28 protein-coding genes and 1 other annotated feature are annotated in these 21,246 nt (G+C 40.1%); of the genes, 1 reads left to right on the top strand and 27 read right to left on the bottom strand.

From position 1 onward, the window contains the following. Positions 1–121: 121 nt before the first annotated feature. The 7 genes from yajC to safA all read right to left on the bottom strand — a co-directional run bounded on the left by yajC (position 122) and on the right by safA (position 6,668). Entirely contained in the window at positions 122–379 is a 258-nt protein-coding gene (yajC, locus tag C406_RS0113655; protein ID WP_017381205.1) for a preprotein translocase subunit YajC, read from the bottom strand. A gap of 156 nt (positions 380–535) precedes the next feature. After that, positions 536–1,675, bottom strand: coding sequence for a tRNA guanosine(34) transglycosylase Tgt (tgt, locus tag C406_RS0113650; protein ID WP_017381204.1), 1,140 nt, complete (start codon positions 1,673–1,675; stop codon positions 536–538). After that, a complete protein-coding gene (gene queA / locus C406_RS0113645) occupies positions 1,672–2,730 on the bottom strand; it encodes a tRNA preQ1(34) S-adenosylmethionine ribosyltransferase-isomerase QueA (protein WP_017381203.1) in 1,059 nt (352 codons plus the stop codon). The genes tgt and queA overlap by 4 nt, the downstream gene beginning before the upstream one ends. 22 nt (positions 2,731–2,752) lie before the next feature. Beyond that, on the bottom strand, positions 2,753–3,754 hold the full coding sequence (gene ruvB / locus C406_RS0113640; protein WP_017381202.1) for a Holliday junction branch migration DNA helicase RuvB: 1,002 nt from the start codon (positions 3,752–3,754) through the stop codon (positions 2,753–2,755). A gap of 18 nt (positions 3,755–3,772) precedes the next feature. Continuing rightward, complete coding sequence (ruvA, locus tag C406_RS0113635; RefSeq protein WP_017381201.1) at positions 3,773–4,393, bottom strand: Holliday junction branch migration protein RuvA; 621 nt, start codon at positions 4,391–4,393, stop codon at positions 3,773–3,775. Positions 4,394–4,667: 274 nt separating this feature from the next. Further along, complete coding sequence (locus C406_RS0113630; protein ID WP_017381200.1) at positions 4,668–5,510, bottom strand: phosphotransferase; 843 nt, start codon at positions 5,508–5,510, stop codon at positions 4,668–4,670. A gap of 3 nt (positions 5,511–5,513) precedes the next feature. Continuing rightward, on the bottom strand, positions 5,514–6,668 hold the full coding sequence (gene safA / locus C406_RS0113625) for a LysM peptidoglycan-binding domain-containing protein (protein ID WP_017381199.1): 1,155 nt from the start codon (positions 6,666–6,668) through the stop codon (positions 5,514–5,516). 80 nt (positions 6,669–6,748) lie between these two features. Here safA and C406_RS0113620 point away from each other — a divergent pair, with 80 nt between their 5' ends. Then, positions 6,749–7,327, top strand: coding sequence for a transcription repressor NadR (locus C406_RS0113620; protein ID WP_017381198.1), 579 nt, complete (start codon positions 6,749–6,751; stop codon positions 7,325–7,327). Between the two features lie 27 nt (positions 7,328–7,354). Here C406_RS0113620 and C406_RS20790 read toward each other — a convergent pair whose 3' ends face one another. The 20 genes from C406_RS20790 to C406_RS0113525 all read right to left on the bottom strand — a co-directional run bounded on the left by C406_RS20790 (position 7,355) and on the right by C406_RS0113525 (position 21,233). Further along, a complete protein-coding gene (locus C406_RS20790) occupies positions 7,355–7,576 on the bottom strand; it encodes a hypothetical protein (RefSeq protein ID WP_237740567.1) in 222 nt (73 codons plus the stop codon). Between the two features lie 80 nt (positions 7,577–7,656). Continuing rightward, complete coding sequence (locus tag C406_RS20785; RefSeq protein WP_192812612.1) at positions 7,657–7,917, bottom strand: hypothetical protein; 261 nt, start codon at positions 7,915–7,917, stop codon at positions 7,657–7,659. Positions 7,918–8,071: 154 nt separating this feature from the next. Continuing rightward, positions 8,072–8,944, bottom strand: coding sequence for a prephenate dehydratase (gene pheA, locus C406_RS0113610; RefSeq protein WP_017381196.1), 873 nt, complete (start codon positions 8,942–8,944; stop codon positions 8,072–8,074). Between the two features lie 12 nt (positions 8,945–8,956). Continuing rightward, positions 8,957–9,412, bottom strand: a complete 456-nt coding sequence (locus C406_RS0113605; protein ID WP_017381195.1) for an ACT domain-containing protein — start codon at positions 9,410–9,412, stop codon at positions 8,957–8,959. 15 nt (positions 9,413–9,427) lie between these two features. Beyond that, positions 9,428–10,717 carry a GTPase ObgE gene (gene obgE / locus C406_RS0113600; RefSeq protein WP_017381194.1) on the bottom strand — a complete coding sequence of 430 codons (1,290 nt, stop codon included), beginning with the start codon at positions 10,715–10,717 and terminating at the stop codon, positions 9,428–9,430. A gap of 3 nt (positions 10,718–10,720) precedes the next feature. After that, positions 10,721–11,251, bottom strand: a complete 531-nt coding sequence (locus C406_RS0113595) for a Spo0B domain-containing protein (RefSeq protein ID WP_017381193.1) — start codon at positions 11,249–11,251, stop codon at positions 10,721–10,723. A gap of 223 nt (positions 11,252–11,474) precedes the next feature. Beyond that, positions 11,475–11,765 carry a 50S ribosomal protein L27 gene (gene rpmA, locus C406_RS0113590; protein ID WP_026045707.1) on the bottom strand — a complete coding sequence of 97 codons (291 nt, stop codon included), beginning with the start codon at positions 11,763–11,765 and terminating at the stop codon, positions 11,475–11,477. Between the two features lie 15 nt (positions 11,766–11,780). Then, on the bottom strand, positions 11,781–12,119 hold the full coding sequence (locus tag C406_RS0113585) for a ribosomal-processing cysteine protease Prp (protein ID WP_017381191.1): 339 nt from the start codon (positions 12,117–12,119) through the stop codon (positions 11,781–11,783). Between the two features lie 12 nt (positions 12,120–12,131). Beyond that, positions 12,132–12,440, bottom strand: coding sequence for a 50S ribosomal protein L21 (gene rplU / locus C406_RS0113580; protein WP_017381190.1), 309 nt, complete (start codon positions 12,438–12,440; stop codon positions 12,132–12,134). Between the two features lie 14 nt (positions 12,441–12,454). Further along, positions 12,455–12,532, bottom strand: a sequence feature (ribosomal protein L21 leader region). Positions 12,533–12,571: 39 nt separating this feature from the next. Then, positions 12,572–13,171 (bottom strand): site-2 protease family protein, encoded by a 600-nt coding sequence (locus tag C406_RS0113575; protein WP_017381189.1) that lies wholly within the window; start codon positions 13,169–13,171, stop codon positions 12,572–12,574. Next, positions 13,158–13,721 carry a hypothetical protein gene (locus C406_RS0113570; RefSeq protein WP_017381188.1) on the bottom strand — a complete coding sequence of 188 codons (564 nt, stop codon included), beginning with the start codon at positions 13,719–13,721 and terminating at the stop codon, positions 13,158–13,160. Before C406_RS0113570 ends, C406_RS0113575 begins: the two co-directional genes overlap by 14 nt. A 365-nt stretch (positions 13,722–14,086) precedes the next feature. Then, complete coding sequence (locus tag C406_RS0113565; protein ID WP_237740566.1) at positions 14,087–14,986, bottom strand: nuclease-related domain-containing protein; 900 nt, start codon at positions 14,984–14,986, stop codon at positions 14,087–14,089. Positions 14,987–15,116: 130 nt separating this feature from the next. Continuing rightward, positions 15,117–15,914, bottom strand: coding sequence for a septum site-determining protein MinD (gene minD / locus C406_RS0113560; protein WP_017381186.1), 798 nt, complete (start codon positions 15,912–15,914; stop codon positions 15,117–15,119). Between the two features lies 1 nt (position 15,915). Then, the gene (minC, locus tag C406_RS0113555) at positions 15,916–16,587 is read right to left on the bottom strand and encodes a septum site-determining protein MinC (RefSeq protein ID WP_017381185.1); all 672 of its coding nucleotides are present in this window, start codon (positions 16,585–16,587) and stop codon (positions 15,916–15,918) included. Positions 16,588–16,609: 22 nt separating this feature from the next. Further along, positions 16,610–17,134, bottom strand: a complete 525-nt coding sequence (mreD, locus tag C406_RS0113550) for a rod shape-determining protein MreD (RefSeq protein ID WP_026045706.1) — start codon at positions 17,132–17,134, stop codon at positions 16,610–16,612. Then, positions 17,131–18,033 (bottom strand): rod shape-determining protein MreC, encoded by a 903-nt coding sequence (gene mreC / locus C406_RS0113545; RefSeq protein ID WP_017381183.1) that lies wholly within the window; start codon positions 18,031–18,033, stop codon positions 17,131–17,133. The genes mreD and mreC overlap by 4 nt, the downstream gene beginning before the upstream one ends. Before the next feature lie 14 nt (positions 18,034–18,047). Next, a complete protein-coding gene (locus C406_RS0113540; RefSeq protein WP_017381182.1) occupies positions 18,048–19,064 on the bottom strand; it encodes a rod shape-determining protein in 1,017 nt (338 codons plus the stop codon). A 102-nt stretch (positions 19,065–19,166) separates the two neighbouring features. After that, on the bottom strand, positions 19,167–19,865 hold the full coding sequence (gene radC, locus C406_RS0113535; protein ID WP_017381181.1) for a RadC family protein: 699 nt from the start codon (positions 19,863–19,865) through the stop codon (positions 19,167–19,169). Beyond that, positions 19,855–20,475 carry a Maf family protein gene (locus C406_RS19625; RefSeq protein ID WP_036654723.1) on the bottom strand — a complete coding sequence of 207 codons (621 nt, stop codon included), beginning with the start codon at positions 20,473–20,475 and terminating at the stop codon, positions 19,855–19,857. Before C406_RS19625 ends, radC begins: the two co-directional genes overlap by 11 nt. Positions 20,476–20,561: 86 nt before the next feature. Continuing rightward, entirely contained in the window at positions 20,562–21,233 is a 672-nt protein-coding gene (locus C406_RS0113525) for a hypothetical protein (RefSeq protein WP_237740565.1), read from the bottom strand. Positions 21,234–21,246 lie beyond the last annotated feature (13 nt).

Genomic DNA, 21,246 nt, shown 5'->3' with positions numbered 1-21,246 from the left:
CATGCTGGGCACACTAAAAAACCTGTCCTCCCTAAAGGGAAGACAGGTTTTTTATGTATATAGTTATTGTTCAAATAAAGCTAATAGTTTATCTTATCTTTAATTGAACACGTACTTATAGTCACTCGACAACACGAGTGATAGCCGCACGTTCAAATTGAAGGCGTGTACCATCTGCTATAGTTACAAAAACAGTTGTGTCGTCTACAGCGTCCACTAAAGCGTGAAGGCCACCTAACGTTACAATACGATCACCACGTTTTAAACTTGATTGCATAGATGCCGTTGTTTTTTGACGTTTTTGTGCTGGTCGAATAATGAAAAACCACATCACAACAAACATCAATATAATTGGCGATAAACCGATTAATGTTTCCATTCTCTAAATTTCCCCCTTTTTTTCTAAAAAACATGTTTTCATAAAGAGCATAAACAGAGCTGTTTGTGAAATCCAGGTTTAAAATACACCTGTCGTGCAGGTCACAGCTTAATTTTGCGGACTTTTTGAACATCGTCTTCAGCTAGTATACAAGAATCAGAAATTTTTTGCATTAGGTTTGTTATATCCGTACTGTTCAAAAAACTCTTCTCGGAAATCTCCAAGGCGATCTTCACGTATCGCTTGACGTACTTGCTTCATCAAATTCATTAAGAAATACAAGTTATGGTATGAAGTTAGGCGTATTCCGAATGTTTCTTCTGCTTTGATTAAGTGACGAATATATGCACGTGAATAGTTCTTACATACATAACAGTCACAGTTTTCGTCGATTGGACCGAAATCACGAGCATTTTGTGCTCCTTTAATAACTAATCGACCATTACTCGTCATGAGTGTTCCATTACGCGCGATACGTGTAGGTAATACACAGTCAAACATATCAACGCCTCGTATTGATCCATCTATAAGTGAATCTGGTGATCCCACACCCATTAAATAACGAGGCTTATCTGCAGGCATGAAAGGTGTAGTGAATTCTAGAACGCGATTCATTACGTCTTTTGGTTCTCCTACTGAAAGTCCACCAATTGCGTAGCCTGGAAAACCGAGTGATACAAGATCCGCTGCACTTTGGCGGCGAAGATCTTCAAATTCCCCACCTTGTATGATACCAAATAACCCTTGATCAGCTGGACGAGCATGCGCGTTTAAACAACGTTCTGCCCAGCGTGAAGTACGATCCACACTTGATTGCATATATTCACGAGTCGCAGGGAATGGTGGACATTCATCAAACGCCATCATTATGTCAGAACCTAAATCATTTTGAATTTCCATTGCTTTTTCCGGGCTTAAAAACATTTTGTCACCATTCATATGGTTACGGAAATGAACGCCTTCTTCTTCAATTTTTCTAAATTCGCTTAAACTGAAGACTTGGAAGCCACCAGAATCCGTTAAAATTGCACGATCCCAATTCATGAATTTATGCAAGCCACCCGCTTCTTTAATAATATCATTTCCTGGACGTAACCATAAATGGTAGGTGTTACTTAAAATAATGCCAGAGTCCATTGCTTTTAAATCTTCTGGAGCCATCGTTTTAACCGTTGCTTGCGTTCCGACAGGCATAAAGGTAGGTGTCTCAAAAGAACCATGTGGTGTATGCACAATGCCTAAACGTGCTCCTGTTTGTTTACATGTTTTAATTAGTTCATATCGAATAGCTGTCATGCACGAACTCCCTTCTGATTTGCGGACGGGCGAATAAACATCGCGTCGCCAAAACTAAAAAATCGGTATTGATGTTCTACAGCTTGCTCATAAGCATGTAGTATTTTATCTCGTGATGTCAGCGCACTGACTAACATGACAAGGGTAGATTTAGGTAAATGGAAATTGGTAATCAAGCCATCAATGCACAGAAATTCATAACCTGGGAATATAAAAATGGAAGTCCATCCGCTATCTTCTTGTAATTGACCATTAAATTTGTTCGCAACGGTTTCAAGCGTGCGTGTAGAAGTAGTACCAACAGAAATGATACGACCACCTGATTCTTTCACCCGGTTAATCGTCTCAGCCGTTTCTTTTGATAGTCGATAAAACTCAGAGTGCATTTCATGATCGTCTATCGATTCCACGCTCATAGGTCTGAATGTCCCGAGACCTACGTGAAGTGTAAGAAAAACGACTTCAACACCATTCGAACGAATTTCATCTAATAATACGTCCGTAAAATGAAGGCCTGCTGTAGGAGCAGCTGCTGAACCACGTTCTTTTGCAAAGACGGTTTGATAACGATCTTGATCATCTAATTTCTCACGGATGTACGGAGGTAACGGCATCTCTCCTAATTGATCAAGGATTTCATAAAAAATCCCTTCATAGGTGAACTTGAACAGTCGACCGCCATGATCCGCTTCTCCAACACATTGAGCACGAAGTAAACCTTCACCAAATGATACCATCGTACCAATTTTGACGCGCTTAGCTGGTTTTACAAGTGTTTCCCATACATCTTCTTCCGTTTGTTTTAATAGAAGAATTTCAATATTTGCGCCAGTTTCTTCCTTTACACCTAAAAGACGTGCTGGGAGAACGCGTGTATCGTTTAACACCAGGCAATCTCCTGCTTGAAATTCATTAACGATATCTTTAAACGTGTGATGTGAAATTTCACCACTGTCTTTATCCAATACTAAAAGCTTGCTCGAAGTTCGGTCGGCAAGCGGCGTTTGTGCAATTAATTCTTCTGGTAGTTGAAAATCAAAATCTTTTACTTGCATGGTTATATACTTCCTTTAATCATTATTCCTCAAAATAAGGGTAGTTAAAATGGTCATATGCGAGTTTCGTTACAACACGCCCTCTTGGTGTGCGTTGTAAGAACCCAATTTGCAGTAAGTACGGCTCATACACTTCTTCAATCGTCGTTGATTCTTCTCCAATAATTGCAGCAATTGTATCAAGTCCAACTGGTTTTCCTTTAAAACGTTCAATCATACCTAAAAGTAATTTATGATCGATATGATCTAATCCTAGAGCATCCACTTGCATCAATTCAAGAGCTTCTTGAGCAGTATCAATTGATATTATACCGTTTCCTCGAACTTGTGCAAAATCTCGAACTCTTTTTAATAAACGGTTCGCAATACGTGGTGTCCCACGAGAACGGCTGGCAATTTCCCCCGCTGAAGGATGGTCAATTTCCGCCTCAAATAATGTAGCACTGCGAGACACTATTTCGGTTAGGGCTTGATTGTCGTAGTAGTCCAGTCTTAGTAATACCCCGAAGCGGTCACGCAGAGGTGCCGATAATGCCCCCGCTCTCGTGGTGGCACCGATTAATGTGAACGGTGGTAAATCTAGACGTACCGATCGAGCAGACGGACCTTTCCCAACGACAATATCAAGACAAAAATCTTCCATTGCTGGATATAATACTTCTTCAATAGAACGGTTTAAACGGTGGATTTCATCTATAAACAAGACGTCACCTGGTTCAAGTGAACTGACAATCGCAGCTAAATCGCCAGGACGTTCAATGGCTGGGCCACTCGTCATACGAATATTAACTTCCATCTCGTTTGCAATCACTGCTGCTAACGTAGTTTTCCCAAGTCCAGGAGGTCCATACAGGAGTACATGATCCAAGCTTTCTTTACGCATTTTAGCTGCTTTCACAAAAATATCTAAATTATTTTTCACTTTTTCTTGTCCAATGTATTGAGATAAATACTGTGGACGCAGTGATTGTTCAAAACGTTCATCAAACTCCGAAATTTCGGTCGAAATTATACGTTCTTCCATGCACATGACCTCCCTTCATCAGCCCTGTTTTAATAGCAACTGTAATGCTTTTTTCATATAGCCCTCTGTATCAAGAGCTTCTGGTAGAACATCTAATTTTGGGCGTACTTTCGTCAATTCACGTTCTGAGTAGCCAAGAGCAGCAAGGGCTAAAAATGCTTCTTCTAATTCAAGCCTACCTGACGTTTCTGGGAACAACTGAAGTTCGTCTTCGCCATTTACCATGTCGGAATCAATTGATAAGTCTCCAAGTTTTCCTTTTAAATCAAGAATCATTTGACGTGCTGTTTTTTTCCCAACACCCGGGAATTTCACTAAAAAGGTCTCGTCTTCTCGTTCGATAGCTTGAACCACTTGAGACGGTTGTCCACTTGCAAGTATGGCTAAAGCACCCTTTGGGCCAATTCCAGAGACTTGAATCAGTTTCCTGAAAAGCTCTCGTTGCTCGAGTGAAACGAAGCCAAAAAGTAGATGTGCATCTTCGCGCACATTTAAATGTGTAAAGATTTGTTGTGGCTCTGCCGACACACGAAAAGCGTATGGGTTTGGCGTAAATATTTGCCATCCAATGCCTTGTTGTTCAACAGTCATATATTCAGGAGTTACACGTGTTACTAATCCTTTTATGTAATCGTACATTTAAAGTCTCTCCTCACATTCAACGTACTGATTATAGCACAAAACGAATGTTCGTAGAAAGTACCCATTCATGCATGATCAAATAAAACAACACCCGTGATAATATAATCACGGGTGTTGTTTTATTTAATTAGTTATCGTAAGCAAGACTTCACAGCAGCTGGCTAGAACGGTCAATCAACTTTCATCTTTTTTTCGAACTTATCAAATTACATAGCCATTTATTATGCTAAAATATTTCAATTAACTAATAACGGCTGTTCGAATTTCATCTTTAAGGATTCACTTCATCCCATAATTGAGGCATACGTTGTAACGCTTTATCGGTGAAAATCTTTAATTTCGGTAAAAACATCCGAAGTTGAAGATCTGATAGAGTCGTCGCATACAACCACTCACGCATCAGTTCATTTGGAAATAACAAATAATTCCAATCGATTCTGCGAAGAGATGGATGATCTTGAATAAGTGCTTTTAAATTATAATCGTAATGCGGTAACACTCTGTGCGACCATAAAATCAGTTCCACTTCAGCTGGACCTAAACAGGCTAAATCAAAATCAATTAAATACAGCTTGTTATTTTTATCGCGAACGAAATTATGATGGACGACATCACCGTGCAAGAGTGTTAATCGCTTACGCGAAATTGGTACGAGTTGATCTATTGAATTTTTTGCTAACTGTGTAATTTCTTTTGTTTTTGTAGAACCCAGTTTTTGATGAAGAAATTCTTCAAGCTGTTGCCATTTTTCTAATCGATATTTCCATTTCCTTATTAAATCAATTTCTTGGAAATGGCTCGATTTTTGCCATTTAATAGTTCTTCCCGAGTTATGAAGTTGATGAAGTAAAGAAAGTGATTTGAAACGATCTTCCTTGCTACTAAATTGCACTTTTCGTCCACTATCAATCCACGGTTGTTGAATAATGAGTGGATCAGGATATGGCTCAATCGGCACCATAAGATCCGCACCCACTATTGTTAATTGTTCATGTATAAACCGAATTTTATCTGCGTCCTCTTGAATGTCGTACTTTTTTATTGAATACGTATCAGATCCAATTTGCCATTTCCACACATTTGGCTTTAATTGGACGTAATGCCCTCGTTCCACTTTTTAATAGTAACGAACTGGTGTAGGATATCCCCATTGCCCTTGTGGAGCGGGCAACGTATGACAAGGAGTGCATCTCATATACGGCATCATATGGTGTGGCATCATTTTTTGCGGCATCATATTCTGATCACGCATCATTTGTTGTGGCATCATATTCGGGTCATGCATCATTTGCTGTGGCATCATATTCTGGTCATGCATCATTTGCTGTGGCATCATATTCGGGTCATGCATCATTTGTTGTGGCATCATATTCGGGTGATGCATCATTTCATCACTTTCTTGCATGACATCAGGTGATTGCCCTTGGTGTGGCATATATCCACTAGCTGGTTGCGCATAACTTGGCTGTCCACATCCGCAAGGCGGTTGCTGGTGTTGATAATACGCTGGTGGTGGTGGACCGCATGGTGATGGCGCTTGTTGGTTTTGGTAGTACTCTGGTTGCAGTTGTTGTTGTTGTTGATAGTACTCTGGTGGTGGTGGCCCACATGGTGAGGGCGGTTGTTGATATTGTGGTGACAACTGCGGTACTTGGAGCGATGATTCTACATCTCCTAATGAACTCGAGTCATCTAATTGCCAACCTTGTGGAAGTTTTGGTGCAGGTATATGTTCCGGTTGTGGAGTCGGTTTTGCTGGAACTTGAGTTGATGGAAGCACTTGTGGGTGATGAACATCCATATCTGGCACAGGAACCCAGCCGTACGGAACTCCCATATATGGAGGTACCATTTGTGTCATTGTCAAATGTTGATTAATAGGTTGCTGAAAAACTTGTGGTGGCATTTGAATGGTCGGCTGAGGTATAGGTTGTGGCTGTTTTGGTTCTGGCATGTGTATATGGATAGGTTGCATCGGTGGATATGGCTTTTGTGGCATTGGTTGTGGCATTGATTTTGGTAATGATTTTGGTAATGCCTTAGGAACGTATTCCTCCTTGTTATTTTTAACAGGACGATTGTTAGCGTAAGGGTGTTCTTTTATCTCTTGCTTTTTTGTCGACTTCTCAGGAACAAAGATTTTCATCCCCGGCACAATATAATCGGGATTTGCCAAATGCGCGTTTAAACGTTTCACTTCATCAAAAGATACACCATACTGTCTTGAAATTTTCCATAGTGTATCTCCTTTTTGCACAACATGTACGTGCAAAATACTTCCCCCTCTCATCATCTATGTATCCTATGAATAACGATTTGATTTTGTCACTTAATTGGTGTACATGATAAACTATGAGAACAAGTGCAGGACTTATGCATGTAAAGGGCGGGATTGTGTTGAAGAAATTATTAGGTGAAGAACGACGCCAACAATTACTTGCCATGTTAAAGACGGCAACCGATCCAATAAAAGGAACCGATTTAGCGAAAAAGTCCGGGGTTAGCCGACAAGTAATCGTGGGAGACATGACATTATTAAAAGCTCGTAATGAGCCAATATTAGCTACAAGTCAAGGTTATGTGTATATTAAGAAATCGACTACAACTCACGTGTTTGAACGTCAAATTGCTTGTGTGCACGCACCAGACGATGCGAGAGAGGAATTGTATACCTTAGTCGATTCAGGTGTGGTGGTGAAAAACGTCACCGTTGAACACCCTGTATACGGCGAATTAACGGCATCCATAATGGTGGCCAATAGACATGAAGTTGATTTATTCATAGCACGGGTAGAAGAAACGGGAGCTAGCTATTTATCCGAATTGACAGACGGTATTCATTTACATTTAATTACAGCCACTTCAAGTGATTACATAGAAACTGCAATTGCAGGAATGCGCAGAAAAGGATTTTTAGCAGATGAAAACTGAAGACGCAAAAAAAGACCCAAATCGCTTTCAAAGTGATTCGGGTCTTTTTTGAGTTTTAGGAGATGATTGGTTAGTTGCCCCATTCGGATAGAAAGTTGTCCCAGTTAGAGCAAAAGTTGACTCAATCGGAGGGAATGTTGACTCAATTAGCGTCAAAGTTGACTCAATCGGACAAAAAGTTGCCCTAGTTAGAGCCAAAGTTGCCTCAGTCGGAAAAAAATTTGCCACATTTACAGTAAAAGTTTCCACAACATCACAAAAAAAACACAAAAGCCTGGTGGTTTTTTTCGCTGCGCTCTGTTTTCGTGCAGAAATAGGTCTTTTTTAGCTTATTGACTTTCATAGTGATTGGGGTGTTTTTTAAATTTAGGAGGTAATTGGTTAGTTGCCCCAGTTGGACGGAAAGTTGACTCAGTCGGACATAAAGTTGCCCCAGTGAGTGCCAAAGTTGAGTCAATCGGACGGAAAGTTGCCCCATTTAAAGTAAAAGTTGCAACAACAACACAAAAAAAACAAAAGCCTGTTGGTTCTTTTCGCTCCGCTCTGTTTTCGTGCAGATGTGTCTCTTTTTTGAGTAAATTGACTTTCATAGTGATTGGGATGTTTTTTAAATTTAGGAGATGATTGGTTAGTTGCCCCATTCGGACAGAAAGTTGCCCCAGTTAGCGTCAAAGTTGCCTCAGTCGGACAGAAAATCACTACATTATTAACAAAACAAAAAAGGAATGGATGCAAAGTATGCATTCATTCCTTTTTGTATGTAAAATATGTCCCGAGAGATTTCACTGCGCACCCTAAAGCACGTAATTCTTCTATCGCTCCTAGCATCATCGGTGTTTGTTCATCTTCTTGTACATCCATGATAAAGAAATAGTGGCCAAGTCCTGTTTTTAACGGCCGTGATTCTATTTTACTTAAATTCAACTGGCGCCATGCAAATACGGACAACACTTGGTGCAGTGCACCGGATCGATCGTCTACTGGCAACGTAATCATAAGTGTAGTTTTTGGCGTTTCGTCATGACCTTTTTTATCAAGCTTGAGATTCGCCTTTTGAAGGACAAAAAATCGAGTATGATTGAAATGAAAATCGTGAATATTCGCCTCAACAATTGTTAGCCCATATTTTTTGGCGGAAAAATCATTGCCGATAGCAGCTATCGTAAGTTCTGGATGTTCAGACACATATTTCGCTGCAGCTGCAGTCGAAGTGGTCTGCTCAAGAGGTACTCCACGAAAGCGGTAATACAAATATTTATGACACTGTGCGAGTGCGTGAGGATGCGATAATACCATTTCGATATTTTCCTTGTTTACTACTTGCTCAGGATGAACCATAAAATGTTGCTCAATCGGCGATAAAATTTCTGCACAAACATGTAATTCTACATCGTGAAACAAATAGTCAAGGGTTAAGGGCACAGATCCTTCCAATGCATTTTCAAGCGGAACAACAGCAAATTCAACTTCACCATTGGACACTGCTTCAATGCATTCTGGAATCGTCGTATAAGGCATTAACCACTCACCTGCGAATGCTTCACCTGCCGCTAAATGTGTAAAGGATGCCTCTGGTCCTAAATAAGCAACACGTGATTCGAAGGTTTGTTTTCCCATGTTAGTCACTCCTTAAGATGCGCCAGAACTAATAACTTCCGCTGACTCCACAAAATCTAAACGTTTTAATTGTTGAAGAAAATCATCTAATTGCACATTCATAGCAGTTACATCTAGTGAAAGTGTCACATTAGCACGACCTTGAATAGGAATTGTTTGATGGATGGTCAAAACGTTACACTGCACCTGTGCTACTGTATGTAGCAATGTGGCCAGTGTTCCATTGCGATCCTCTAGTTGTAGAAACACAGTCAAAATTCGTTCACGAACAATGGAATGGAAGGGAAAGACGGCATCTCGATATTTATAAAAAGCGCTACGTGATAAGTCCACTTTTTTCACAGCGTCCCAAATTGACGCGACTTCTCCACTTTGCAACAAATGCTTGGCATCAAGCGTTTTTTGCATCGCTTCCGTCAACACATCTTCACGTACTAAAAAATATCGTTGTTCAGATACGTCTTTCATATCCATCCTCCCTTTCTATTCGATGAATTCAAACTCGAACTCAAGAAGTCTAACAATATCTCCATTTTCAGCGCCATTTTCACGAAGTGCTTCATCAACACCCATTCCGCGAAGTTGACGTGCAAAACGACGAATTGTGTCTTCACGAGAGAAATCAGTCATTTTGAATAAGCGCTCGATTGATGAACCGCTCAATACAAATGCCCCATCGTCATCACGCGTAACTTTGAAACCCTCACCCGCTGATTGATGTTTGTAAAGAACCGTTTTGTCTGATTCTTCTGCAGTCATTTCGTTAATAACGAAGTCTTCCGTCACTTCTAGTAAATCGGCAATCGCGAATAAAAGTTCGTTTAAGCCTTTACGTGAAAGTGCAGAAATCGGGAAAATCTTCACGTCTTCCGGTAATTTCTTACGGAATTCTGCTAAGTTTTCTTCAGAATCAGGCATATCCATCTTATTTGCAACCACTAATTGTGGACGCTCAGTTAGACGCAAGTTATATTGACGAAGTTCTTCGTTAATTGTTACATAATCATCATAAGCATCGCGTCCTTCAATTCCAGACATATCGATTACATGTACAATAACTCGTGTACGTTCAATATGACGTAAGAACTGATGACCAAGACCTATACCTTGGCTAGCCCCTTCAATAAGACCTGGCAAATCTGCCATAGCAAAACCACGGCCATCTGTCGTTTCAACCATTCCTAAATTAGGAACAATTGTAGTGAAGTGATAAGCAGCAATTTTAGGTTTCGCTGCAGATACAACAGATAATATGGTTGATTTACCAACACTTGGGAATCCAACTAAACCAACGTCAGCTAATACTTTTAACTCTAAAAAGATTTCGATTTCTTGGCCAGGTTCGCCTTTTTCAGCAATCTCTGGTGCTGGGTTTTGTGGCGTTGTAAAGCGTGAGTTTCCACGTCCTCCACGTCCACCTTTAGCAATTACAGCCTGTTGACCATGTTCTACTAAATCAGCTAAAACCGGTCCACTCTCTCCAGTCATTACAACTGTACCAGGTGGAACTTTAATAATTAAATCTTCTGCACCACGTCCGTGCATATTTTTACTTTGCCCGTGATCTCCACGATTTGCTTTAAAGAATCGTTTGTAACGGAAATCCATTAATGTACGTAATCCTTCTTCAACTTCAAAAATTACGCTACCTCCGCGTCCACCATCTCCGCCTGCAGGTCCACCATTTGGTACATACTTTTCTCGACGAAACGCGACCATACCATCGCCGCCATCTCCGCCTTTTATGGCTATCTTTACGTGATCGACAAACATAGACTATCCCTCCTTGCTTTCTTCTATATGAAAACGCCATTTCTTGGTCGTTTTACATTCATGGGTCAGTGTAACTTGTGGTTCGCATGAAATTTCTTGTGCTATTGATTCCCATTGTCCAGTTGCTTCAAAGGTGATTCTAAATTCAGACGGGATACTTATAATATGAATATGCAATTGTTGTTCCACAAATGGATCTAACTGGTTATGCAACAAATTCGTTGCTTGGTCAAGCACATTATAAATTTGTTCATCTAAAGATTCGTTACAGGGGATTTCAATATGACTAGTTATATTGAATTGAAATCCTAAAAAACGCCAATTTGCGGTTTGTAACCACTCTGAAGTGAACGGCATGTTTAACTTAGTTAATTCATAAATCGCTTTAACTTCTGAGGTGTAATGATCAATGGCCGCTTTCGCCTCTTCCAGTCGCGCAAGATCAATATTCATCTTGATAAGCTGCAACTGATTTAAAAAATCATGTCGTGCAAATCGCAATGCCTCATTTACTGAAAACGGTTTGTCGGTCATGTGCACACTCTCCATTATGCTAATGTCATTTCCTTTGTATACAAAGAAATGATGCGATTTTATTGCAAATATTAAAAGTACAAAGCTCAACTCTAGTTATACAGTTTGGGTTCCAAGTCTTAATAGCTAAACGAACCGTAATTGATCTAGACACACTTTGCACATATTAGTTTTTTAAAAAAAGAAAAAGGACTGCAGTTATGCAGTCCTTTGGCTGTTTGAATTAAGCTTCTTGAGCTACAGGATATACACTAACTTTTTTCTTGTCACGGCCATAACGCTCAAAGCGTACAATTCCGTCAACTTTTGAAAAAAGTGTGTCATCTCCACCACGGCCTACGTTTTCACCCGGGTGAATTTTAGTACCGCGTTGACGGTATAAAATTGAGCCACCCGATACGAATTGACCATCAGCGCGTTTAGCGCCAAGGCGTTTTGATTGTGAGTCACGACCGTTACGGGTCGAACCTACTCCTTTTTTCGATGCGAAAAACTGAAGATCTAATCTTAACATCATCTGTTCCACCTCCTACTTTTTTTGAAGGGTTATTTTTATATGTTGTCCATAATCTTGTTCAATCGTTTGTAAAGAAACAATCATCGCTTGTACAATTAATTGTACCTGTTCATTTGTTTTTGGAACTAGGTTCTGAGAAAACGAGACTTTGAGAAATCCTCCGTCTTGCCCTTGCTTAACGTCTGGAATGACTTTTGTAAGTTCAACGATTGCATTTACTGCTCCAAAAGAAACAGCAGTTGCAGCTGCACATACTAAATCTTTTCCATGTTCAGCAAAATCTGCATGGCCTTTCATTTCAAAAGAACAAATGTGATCAGATTGATCTTTTTCAATCGTTACTTGTATCATATTTTACACATCTTACAGATTGATCGAATCAATCACAAGTTTTGTGTAAGGCTGACGATGACCTTGTTTACGACGGTAGTTCTTTTTAGCTTTATATTTGAAAACTGTGATTTTTTTAGCGCGGCCGTTTTTCACGACTGTTGCTTTAACTGTTGCACCTTCCACGAAAGGAACGCCAACTTTCACGTTGTCTCCACCTACGAATAATACTTTATCAAATGTAAAAACGTCCTCAGCATTCACATCTAATAATTCGATGTAAATTTCTTGACCTTTTTCTACTTTGACTTGTTTACCACCAGTTTCGATAATTGCGTACATTTTACTGCACCTCCTATTAGACTAAGACTCGCCTTAAAAATGAGGTGATCTTTGCAGATACTTTAACCTCTTCAGAGCGGTTGTAGTAGCACGGGTGCTACAAACAATAACATTAATATTTTACCATAACTCTATGGGAGCGTCAACTGCTTCGTAACAATTTTATAATAAGCTTCTTCGTATTTTCGATACTGCCACGAACGAATATTTTGAAATGCGATAAATGCAAAAATGAAAGTTAGATGAGGTTGGTTATATGTGACTAAAATCAGCAATGTCGATGCACAAATTGAAATCGCTAAATGTGTATGATGGTGGCGTTTTGGAATTATAGATCTTAAGGCTTGTCCCCCGTCTAAGGGCAATATGGGAAGTAAGTTTAACGCAAGTATGGTCAACTGGACTTGATTAAAAAAAGCTTGTCCAGGAAAATCAAAAAATTGCGCACCTAAATAGAGGATAGATGTAGCTAGTGGACCAGCAATGGCAATTAGCCATTGTTGATGAGGAGGAGCAAGATAGAGATTCTTTATCTTAATTTCTCCTCCATACGGAAGAATTGTGCAACTCGTCATTTTGAGACCCGTCCATTTAGCCGCTGTAATATGTCCTAGTTCGTGAATGAGTAACGAACCAAAAATAATACTATAATGTGCGAGTTGCGCAGTAGCAATGAGGTAAATAATAATAGGCAGCATGATTGGATGTAGTCGAATATTAGTAAAGTACATCCTTCATCCATTCTGTGACTGCAGACGAATCGAGGCTTTTACCTCCTCGTTCTACTTTCACATACATCGATCCCGGTTTCACTTCTGCAATTAAATCTTTTGCTGACACTGCTGTATACGGTAAATTCGAAAAGTTTTCTACAAATCCATACGTTACGATATCCCCGCTATTATAAAGAACCGTCATCGTTTTTCCCGTGTGACGCGTGTGTCCAGTAAACAGAATGATGCCATCTTCCCGAGCAAATACTTTTATCTGTGTATTGTAAGAAACAATCACTCCATTTTCATACGGTTGCATCGATTCGTACGTCGCCATAGTGGGAGTCATAGGGTCTTGTTCCTGCATTGCTACGACAGGAATTAGCTCAGATTGCCAAGTTGACGGAAATTGAGCGAGTACGAATTCGCGAGCTATTTGAAGGTCTCTCCCTTGAGTGAACACTGTGCGAAGTTTTGAAGTTTGACCATCTTGTTCTTGTATTTGAATAATTGCGATGATGCCAACGGTGAAAATGCATGCCATGATCCATTTTTGTGCAGATTTCATGCCGCAGCCCCCTTTTCGGGTAGTATATGCGGTTTGGTAACGAGAGATTACAGGCTGAAAAGATGAATTATTCAATGGATATTGGGCGACTAGTGCAACTTTTGATATAAATGTGGCAACACCTATTCTTATTGTTATGACTCTCCCACTCATAATAGAGCGACACTGCTCAAAAACAGAGGCAAAGCGAAAATAACCATTTGTTTTTTTGTGGTTGTAAAGCAACTTTCACTATTATTGTTGCAACTTTTGTTGTCAATGGAGCAACTTCTTGTCTGACTGAGGCACTTCCTCTCCAACTGAGGCAACTCTGATGCTCACTGGGGTAACTTTCTGTCCAACTGGGGCAACTAACCAATTGTCTCCTAAAATTTCTTCATTTCTCTTGCTAAAAAATGTGACAGTAACCATGGTTCAAATTTCAATTTATAGTGTCTACTACGATTGGTCCCAATACTATCTTCAGACATTTGTTTGAGGACGCGTTTTACCAAATGTTTGTCCTCAATCCCCAACCACCACATCACATCTTTACTTGTAATTTGTCGCCCAAAAAGCAGTTGATATTCTTGCAAAGTTGCCATATGTGCATTCTTATCTCGACAACCACAACGACCACACAGCCATGTCGAATAAACGCGCTGCATTCCGACGCAAAAACATGACATGCATCTAACACCTGTGAGAATCATGGCGCGCTCAATTCCGAGTCTCTCCAATAACTCATCATCATGGACAGCAATAGAGTTTCGTTTCAAACTGTGTTTTACTTTTTTCATTTCTTCAGTTGTCATCAATTTTTTACTCATCTCTTCCATCCGTTCAAGTGAATCGCACACGGCATCGATTGGAATTGCTGGAAAAAGTGTTGGTGGTTCAATAACAATCCCAGCTCGACTCGCAAACACGATCAGGCCTTTAACAGGCATTTCCAATTCTTTGCGATGAAGTCTTGCCTGTAAAAGTTTCACTGCACGTTGCAATTGAAGTTCTGGATTTCTCATGCCTTCTTTATTGCCATCAATTATCCGATAAAATTGTTTCGTAATGGGATCAAAATAAAATTCACCTTTCATATTTTTCACTTCCAAAATGCATATTAACTTTGGCGTCACAACAATGACATCAATTTGCACATGATCTAACACGACATCTCGATAAATTTCAACTTTAGATGTTAGTCGGGCTTCTTCCAGATACTTCATTACTTTCTCTTCACCCGAAAATCCCGCTTTCACATTTCGATAACTCTGCTTAGCTATCAAGTTACATTCTGTGCGTGAATTTAATATACTAATCCGTAAAACACTTAATTCATATGTTTTCAAATTATTCAGTCTAATATCCCCCTAAAAAAATCCCTCACTAGTTTAAAAAGTGAGGGATTCAGCTAATTTATTTAGTAAGAACTTCTAGTAATCTAGAAAATACGTTTTTGCGTTTTATGTCCATCGACATTAATGGAACAGATTCGCCTAAAATACGACGGGCAATGTTGCGGTAGCCTTGAGCTGCTCGTTTAGTTGGGTCCATAACAATCGGTTCGCCTTTATTTGAAGATGTAATAACACTTTCATCATCCATTACGATGCCAAGTAAATCAATTGATAAGTGCGTCGTAATCTCATTGACATCTAACGCATCGCCAGCTTTCATTAAATGTTGACGAATACGGTTAATGATTAATTTTGGAGGTGCAATATCTTCTTGCTCAAGCAAACCAATGATACGATCCGCATCACGCACTGCTGAAATTTCAGGTGTCGTGACGACGATTGCACGATCTGCTCCTGCCACTGCATTTTTGTAACCTTGTTCAATACCTGCAGGACAGTCAATGAGGACATAATCATAATCACGTTTTAATTCTGATACGAGTTCTTTCATTTGTTCAGGATTAATAGCGTTTTTATCTGTCGTTTGAGCTGCTGGAAGTAGGAATAATTTATCATCAAAACGCTTATCTTTAACTAAAGCTTGATGCACTTTACAACGACCTTCGATTACGTCAACCAAATCATAAATGATGCGGTTTTCTAAACCAAGCACAACGTCTAGGTTACGTAAGCCGATATCGGTATCGATTAAACAAACTCTTTTTCCTTGAAGTGCCAATGCAGTCCCAAGGTTAGCCGTTGTCGTTGTTTTGCCAACGCCTCCCTTACCTGAAGTAATTACGATTGCTTCTCCCACATTAGCTTCCTCCTCTGAATGTAGATAATTGCGGTCTTAATAAACGCAGTTCTTGTAAGCGATCGATAGCAATGAAGCCATTCGCATGCAAATACGCGCATTCCATTTCCGGTTGTTCCGATAATATGGTCAGTTCATCTGTCATCAATTCTATTGCTTCAGCAATCATAAGATGTGTAGCTTCTAGCCATGATGCGGCGATGACCGCTTCTTTATTGCCTTTTGCTCCGGCGTGAGCGATGCCCTTTAAACGCCCAAGAACAAAAATATTACCACCTGCAATAAGCTTACCATTTGGGTTCACATCTCCAACGACCACTAAGTCGCCTTCTGCACGGACAACTTGTCCAGAACGCACAATGCCGACAAACGTTTCCGATTGACGTTCCAAAACGCGTTGATTGCTTTCTTCAACAGATATCACATCGCTTTGCACTCTTGAGACACGTAAATGCGGAGACGTGTGAACACAGGCAATCAGTTCTCTTTTTTGATCTTCTGAACAGTACCGATTGCCGAGTTGTAATAATACCTCTGCTTGTCCTTCGATGCCTTCTTCAGAAACTTTACGCTTTATTTCTTCCACCAGATCGGCATACGCGCATTGATCATCCAGCCGAAGCACTAGACCGTCTTTTGTTCCTTTTATAGAGACTAGATGCTTATTCGTCAAATGCGTCACCTCACGCGATAAATCAATTTGGCTGATTTAATCTTTGCAACAAACGTGCATTGATTACGTATTTAAATGCCCAGCCGAGCACCACTAAGAAAATTGAGTTTGCTATCATTGTTGGAACTAAGCGTTCGCGTACAAATTCTTGTAGAGAAATATCAGTCAATCCAATTAATGAAAAGAATTGGTATAACGCGAATTCAAGACCACCAACTAACACAAGTGACATTAAAGTCGTCACAATTAAATGCTGGCGAATGTATCTCATTATAAAACTAGCTATTAAACAAATTAATGGATATAGAAAAGAATATAGTCCAATAATATCAAGGAAAAACACATCATACAAGAGCCCAAAGAATAATGCATACGCCATAGCGCGATTACGACTATAGTAGATGGATATGAATATTAAATACATGATGAGGAATCGAGGGATTAAATAACGATACTCCCCACCAATATCGAGGGGAGAAAACAGACCGAAAACGGGTTCAAGATAGAATAATACGACTGCAATGGCAGGAACAATAAAGCGCATCAGGATGCATCCTCATCTTCAGCGACATCATCTGTCGAAGTATTATCCCCGTCAGCACCATCAGCCGTGGTCATTAACCGTTTGGCAATTATCACATGGTCAAGTAATTGAAAATCAGCTGCTGGTTTGATATACGCCATTTTTGTTAAGCCATAATCGTCAGTCGAGACTTCAGTAATTTCACCAATCAAAAGACCTTGCGGGAAAATCCCACCAAGTCCTGAAGACATGACTTGCTGCCCTACTTCTATTTCAATATTAGAATCGATTCGTTTTAAAATGAGTTCTTTTCGCTCATCATCGTATCCTTCAATTAAGCCGAATGCTTGTTTTTTACCCATAACCTTCGCAGATACACGATAGATTGGATTTTGTGTCGATAAAAGTTCAACAGATGATGTAAACGGTGTCGTGAGAATCACTTTTCCGATTAAGCCCTGTGCCGTAATGATTGCCATGTTTTTTTTAACCCCATGGACTTCGCCTTTATCGAGTATTACTTTTTTTTCCCACTGATCAGGATTTCTCGCGATTACAGTTGCCTGAATCGGTTCGTAATCTCGAAGATCGTCTTGCTTGTCCACGATTTCTCGTAATCTCGTATTCTCGGATGCCAAATCATTGACGTCCGCTTGCAATTTCGCGAATTCTTCTAAACGACCTTTTAATCGTTCATTTTCTTCGTACGTATTTAACAAAGAATCGACATTATCAAAAACACCTGTTATGTACTGTGTTGGTTTGGAGAAAAGTGATTGTCCAAAACCAACGACATCTTTAACGATTTGTTCAGGAAGAGACGCATTGTCACGATCTTTGAGAGAGAAGCTGATCAATGCCACAAGAAAAATAACCCCGACAAGCAGCAAAATTAATCGCTTATTCGAAAAAAATTGTGGCATTAAAAACGGACTCCTTAGTGTTTAGAATTTTGGCGAATCATGTTCATATGATCAAGAGCCATTCCCGTACCAATTGCTACGCAATCAAGTGGGTTTTCTGCAATGAAGACCGGCATGTTTGTTTCGTCACTAATTACTTTGTCTAAGTTTTTTAGTAATGCGCCACCACCAGTTAAGACGATTCCGCGTTCCATAACATCTGCAGATAATTCTGGAGGCGTTTGTTCTAACGTTTTTTTGACGCCATCGATAATCGCTGCAACAGACTCGCGAAGTGCTTCTGAGATTTCTTCAGAAGAGATTTCAAGTGTTTTAGGAAGACCTGTCACTAAGTCGCGACCACGGATTTCCATTTTTTCAATATTATCAATAACTTTCGCAGAACCGATTTCCATTTTGATTGCTTCAGAAGTTCGTTCCCCAATTGTTAGGTTGTACATTTTACGAATATAACTTGTAATAGCATGATCCATCGCGTCACCTGCTACACGCACAGATTCGCTTGTCACAATGCCTCCAAGTGAGATCACGGCTACTTCAGTTGTACCGCCACCAATATCGACGACCATGCTTCCAGTAGGTTCCCAAACCGGTAAGTTCGAACCGATTGCTGCTGCAAATGGTTCTTCAATTGTGACAGCGTCTCTTGCGCCTGCTTGACGGGCTGCATCAATAACCGCGCGTCGCTCAACAGAAGTAATGCCATAAGGTACACAAATCATAACGTTTGGTTTTTTCCATCTTGAGCCAGCCGCTTTCATTGCTTCTTTTAAATAATATTCAATCATCGCCGTTGTAATATCGAAATCTGCTATTACCCCGTCTTTCATTGGGCGAATAGCTACGATTGAACCAGGTGTTCGACCAATCATATTTTTAGCATCGTTTCCTACAGCAACGATGTCACCAGTATGCGTATTTTTAGCTACTACTGAAGGTTCGCGTAATACGATCCCTTTTCCTTTAATGAATACCAATGTATTCGCTGTGCCAAGGTCAATCCCGACATCTTTTGCTCCAAATCCAAACACGTTATTTTCTTCCTTTCTATCCTACGCCAGTTAATCTTAGCTTAGTTTAAACCATAACTTTGATTATAACGGATATAAGGAGAAAATCACAGTGTCACTGTGTCACATGTAACCCTTTTCTTTCAAACTAATAAACTGGTGATCTCCGATAATCACGTGATCGAGTAATTCGATTCCCATTATTTGTCCTGCCTCTTGTAATCTCTTTGTTACTTCGATGTCTTCAGGGGAAGGTGCTGGGTTTCCCGAAGGATGATTATGAGCACAAATTATCGAGGCGGCAGAACGCTTGACAGCTTCTCTAAACACTTCGCGAGGGTGCACAATGCTGGCATTTAAACTGCCAATAAAAATGGTATGTTTGTGTAAAATTTGATTTTTGACATTCATGAATAACACAACGAAATTTTCTTGTTTTAAAGATGTCATATCTGCCATTAAATATGCAGCTGCATCTTTTGGTGAACGCACGGTGAATTTAACATCCGTTTGTTGCTGAGCTAAGCGTCGTCCTAGTTCAACTGCAGCAAGCAATTGAATAGCCTTCGCCTCCCCAATCCCTTTTACCGACATAATTTCTTCGATCGTCGCGTTTTTCAACTCATGAAGTTGTTCAAAAAACGTTAATACGCGATTCGCTAAATGTAGGACGGATTCTTGTTTTGTACCCGTCCGCAGCAAAATGGCAATCAACTCCTGATTTGACAGGGCGGCAGCACCTTGGTTCATTAAACGTTCGCGCGGCCGGTCTGCAGGAGGAATTTCTCGTATCATGAGTGTTGGTTTTACTTCAGTTATCATTGCGTGCTCCCGTTGTCGCGAACTCAATTAGCTGCAAACGTTTCATTTCACGATACAGTTCTGCAACTGGTAAACCAACGACATTGTTGTAATCGCCACTAATATGTTCAACCATTAATGAGCCTGCCGTTTGGATGCCGTAGCCGCCTGCTTTATCATAACAATCCCCACTTGCCACATAATCATGAATCCATTCCTCTGAAAGCGCGTAAAATGTCACTTTCGTTTTCTCACAGAACACACCACATATATCATCGAAAAACAACGCTACAGCTGTTATGACCGTATGCGTGCGACCTGATAATTTACGCAAATGTTTTTTCGCTTCCGTGGCATTCTCTGGTTTCCCTAGTGGCTTACCATCTATAAATACCATCGTATCGGCACTGATGACAATAGCATGTTGATTGCGGTCGGCCACACGAAACCCTTTTTCTATGGCGATGTTACTTACTAACTCAGAAGGTGAACTGCCAAAGACCGCTTGCTCATCCACCTCTATGGTCTTCACTTCAAATGGCACTTGTAGTAGTGAAAGTAATTCTTTTCTTCTAGGTGAGGCAGATGCTAATATTAATGGTTTTGTCGTCTTTAATCTCAATGAAATCATCTCCTTTTTGACATCATACAGAAAGATGTCAAAGTTGAAAAATGTGTCTAAAGGGCAATAATTTCATTATGACCATTATGCACCTGCTAAAATTCAATTTTGAGGCAGTTATTTTGAGACAAATAATGCGATAAAAGCTGTACACGGATGACATTGACTTCTTTCGAAAGTGTTGATATAGCGGTAATATTGGTCTCCCAATCCTTTGGAATCGCCCCTGTATTTTTCGTACTCTCAAAATTAAATTTTGATGGGTCTGGATGTGTAAGATAAATGGGCAGTTTTTGCAGTGCCTGTTCTTTACATGCAGACGCATTAATTTTAAATGGTTTACTAAAAGAATCAGTGCTTCCCACAATTTTCACGTCACTTTCCACAACACTCGCCTCTGACCATACATAATATTGACCTTCCGCCATAATGAGTGCAGCTGTTTTCATAGCTGGAGTTGATTGTAGTAGAGCAGAAGCACCTTCAGCACCCGTAAATACCCCATATTGCTTCGCATAGAATTGATTGTCTGCTGCGGTATTTGCTGGAGCATCTACAGACTCCATTTTTTCAGGTTTCTCTGTGTCAGTTGCGGTTGGTGCGGGGGCCTCAACAGCAAGATCTTGCCACTGAATCATAATTGCAAATAATCCAATTGAAACGGCACCAATTAAAAAACCATGTAAAATTGCAAGTGTATAAGAAAACTTTGAGAATTTTTTCGAAAAACGCATTCCATCACCCCGTTTTTCTTTTAACGCTACCATTTTGAGCATAAAA

The organism is Paenisporosarcina sp. TG-14 (genome assembly GCF_000297555.1).
Lineage (GTDB): Bacteria > Bacillota > Bacilli > Bacillales_A > Planococcaceae > Paenisporosarcina > Paenisporosarcina antarctica.
Note: the sequence above shows the minus strand (reverse complement) of the source record. Positions and strands in the feature narration are given on the sequence as shown.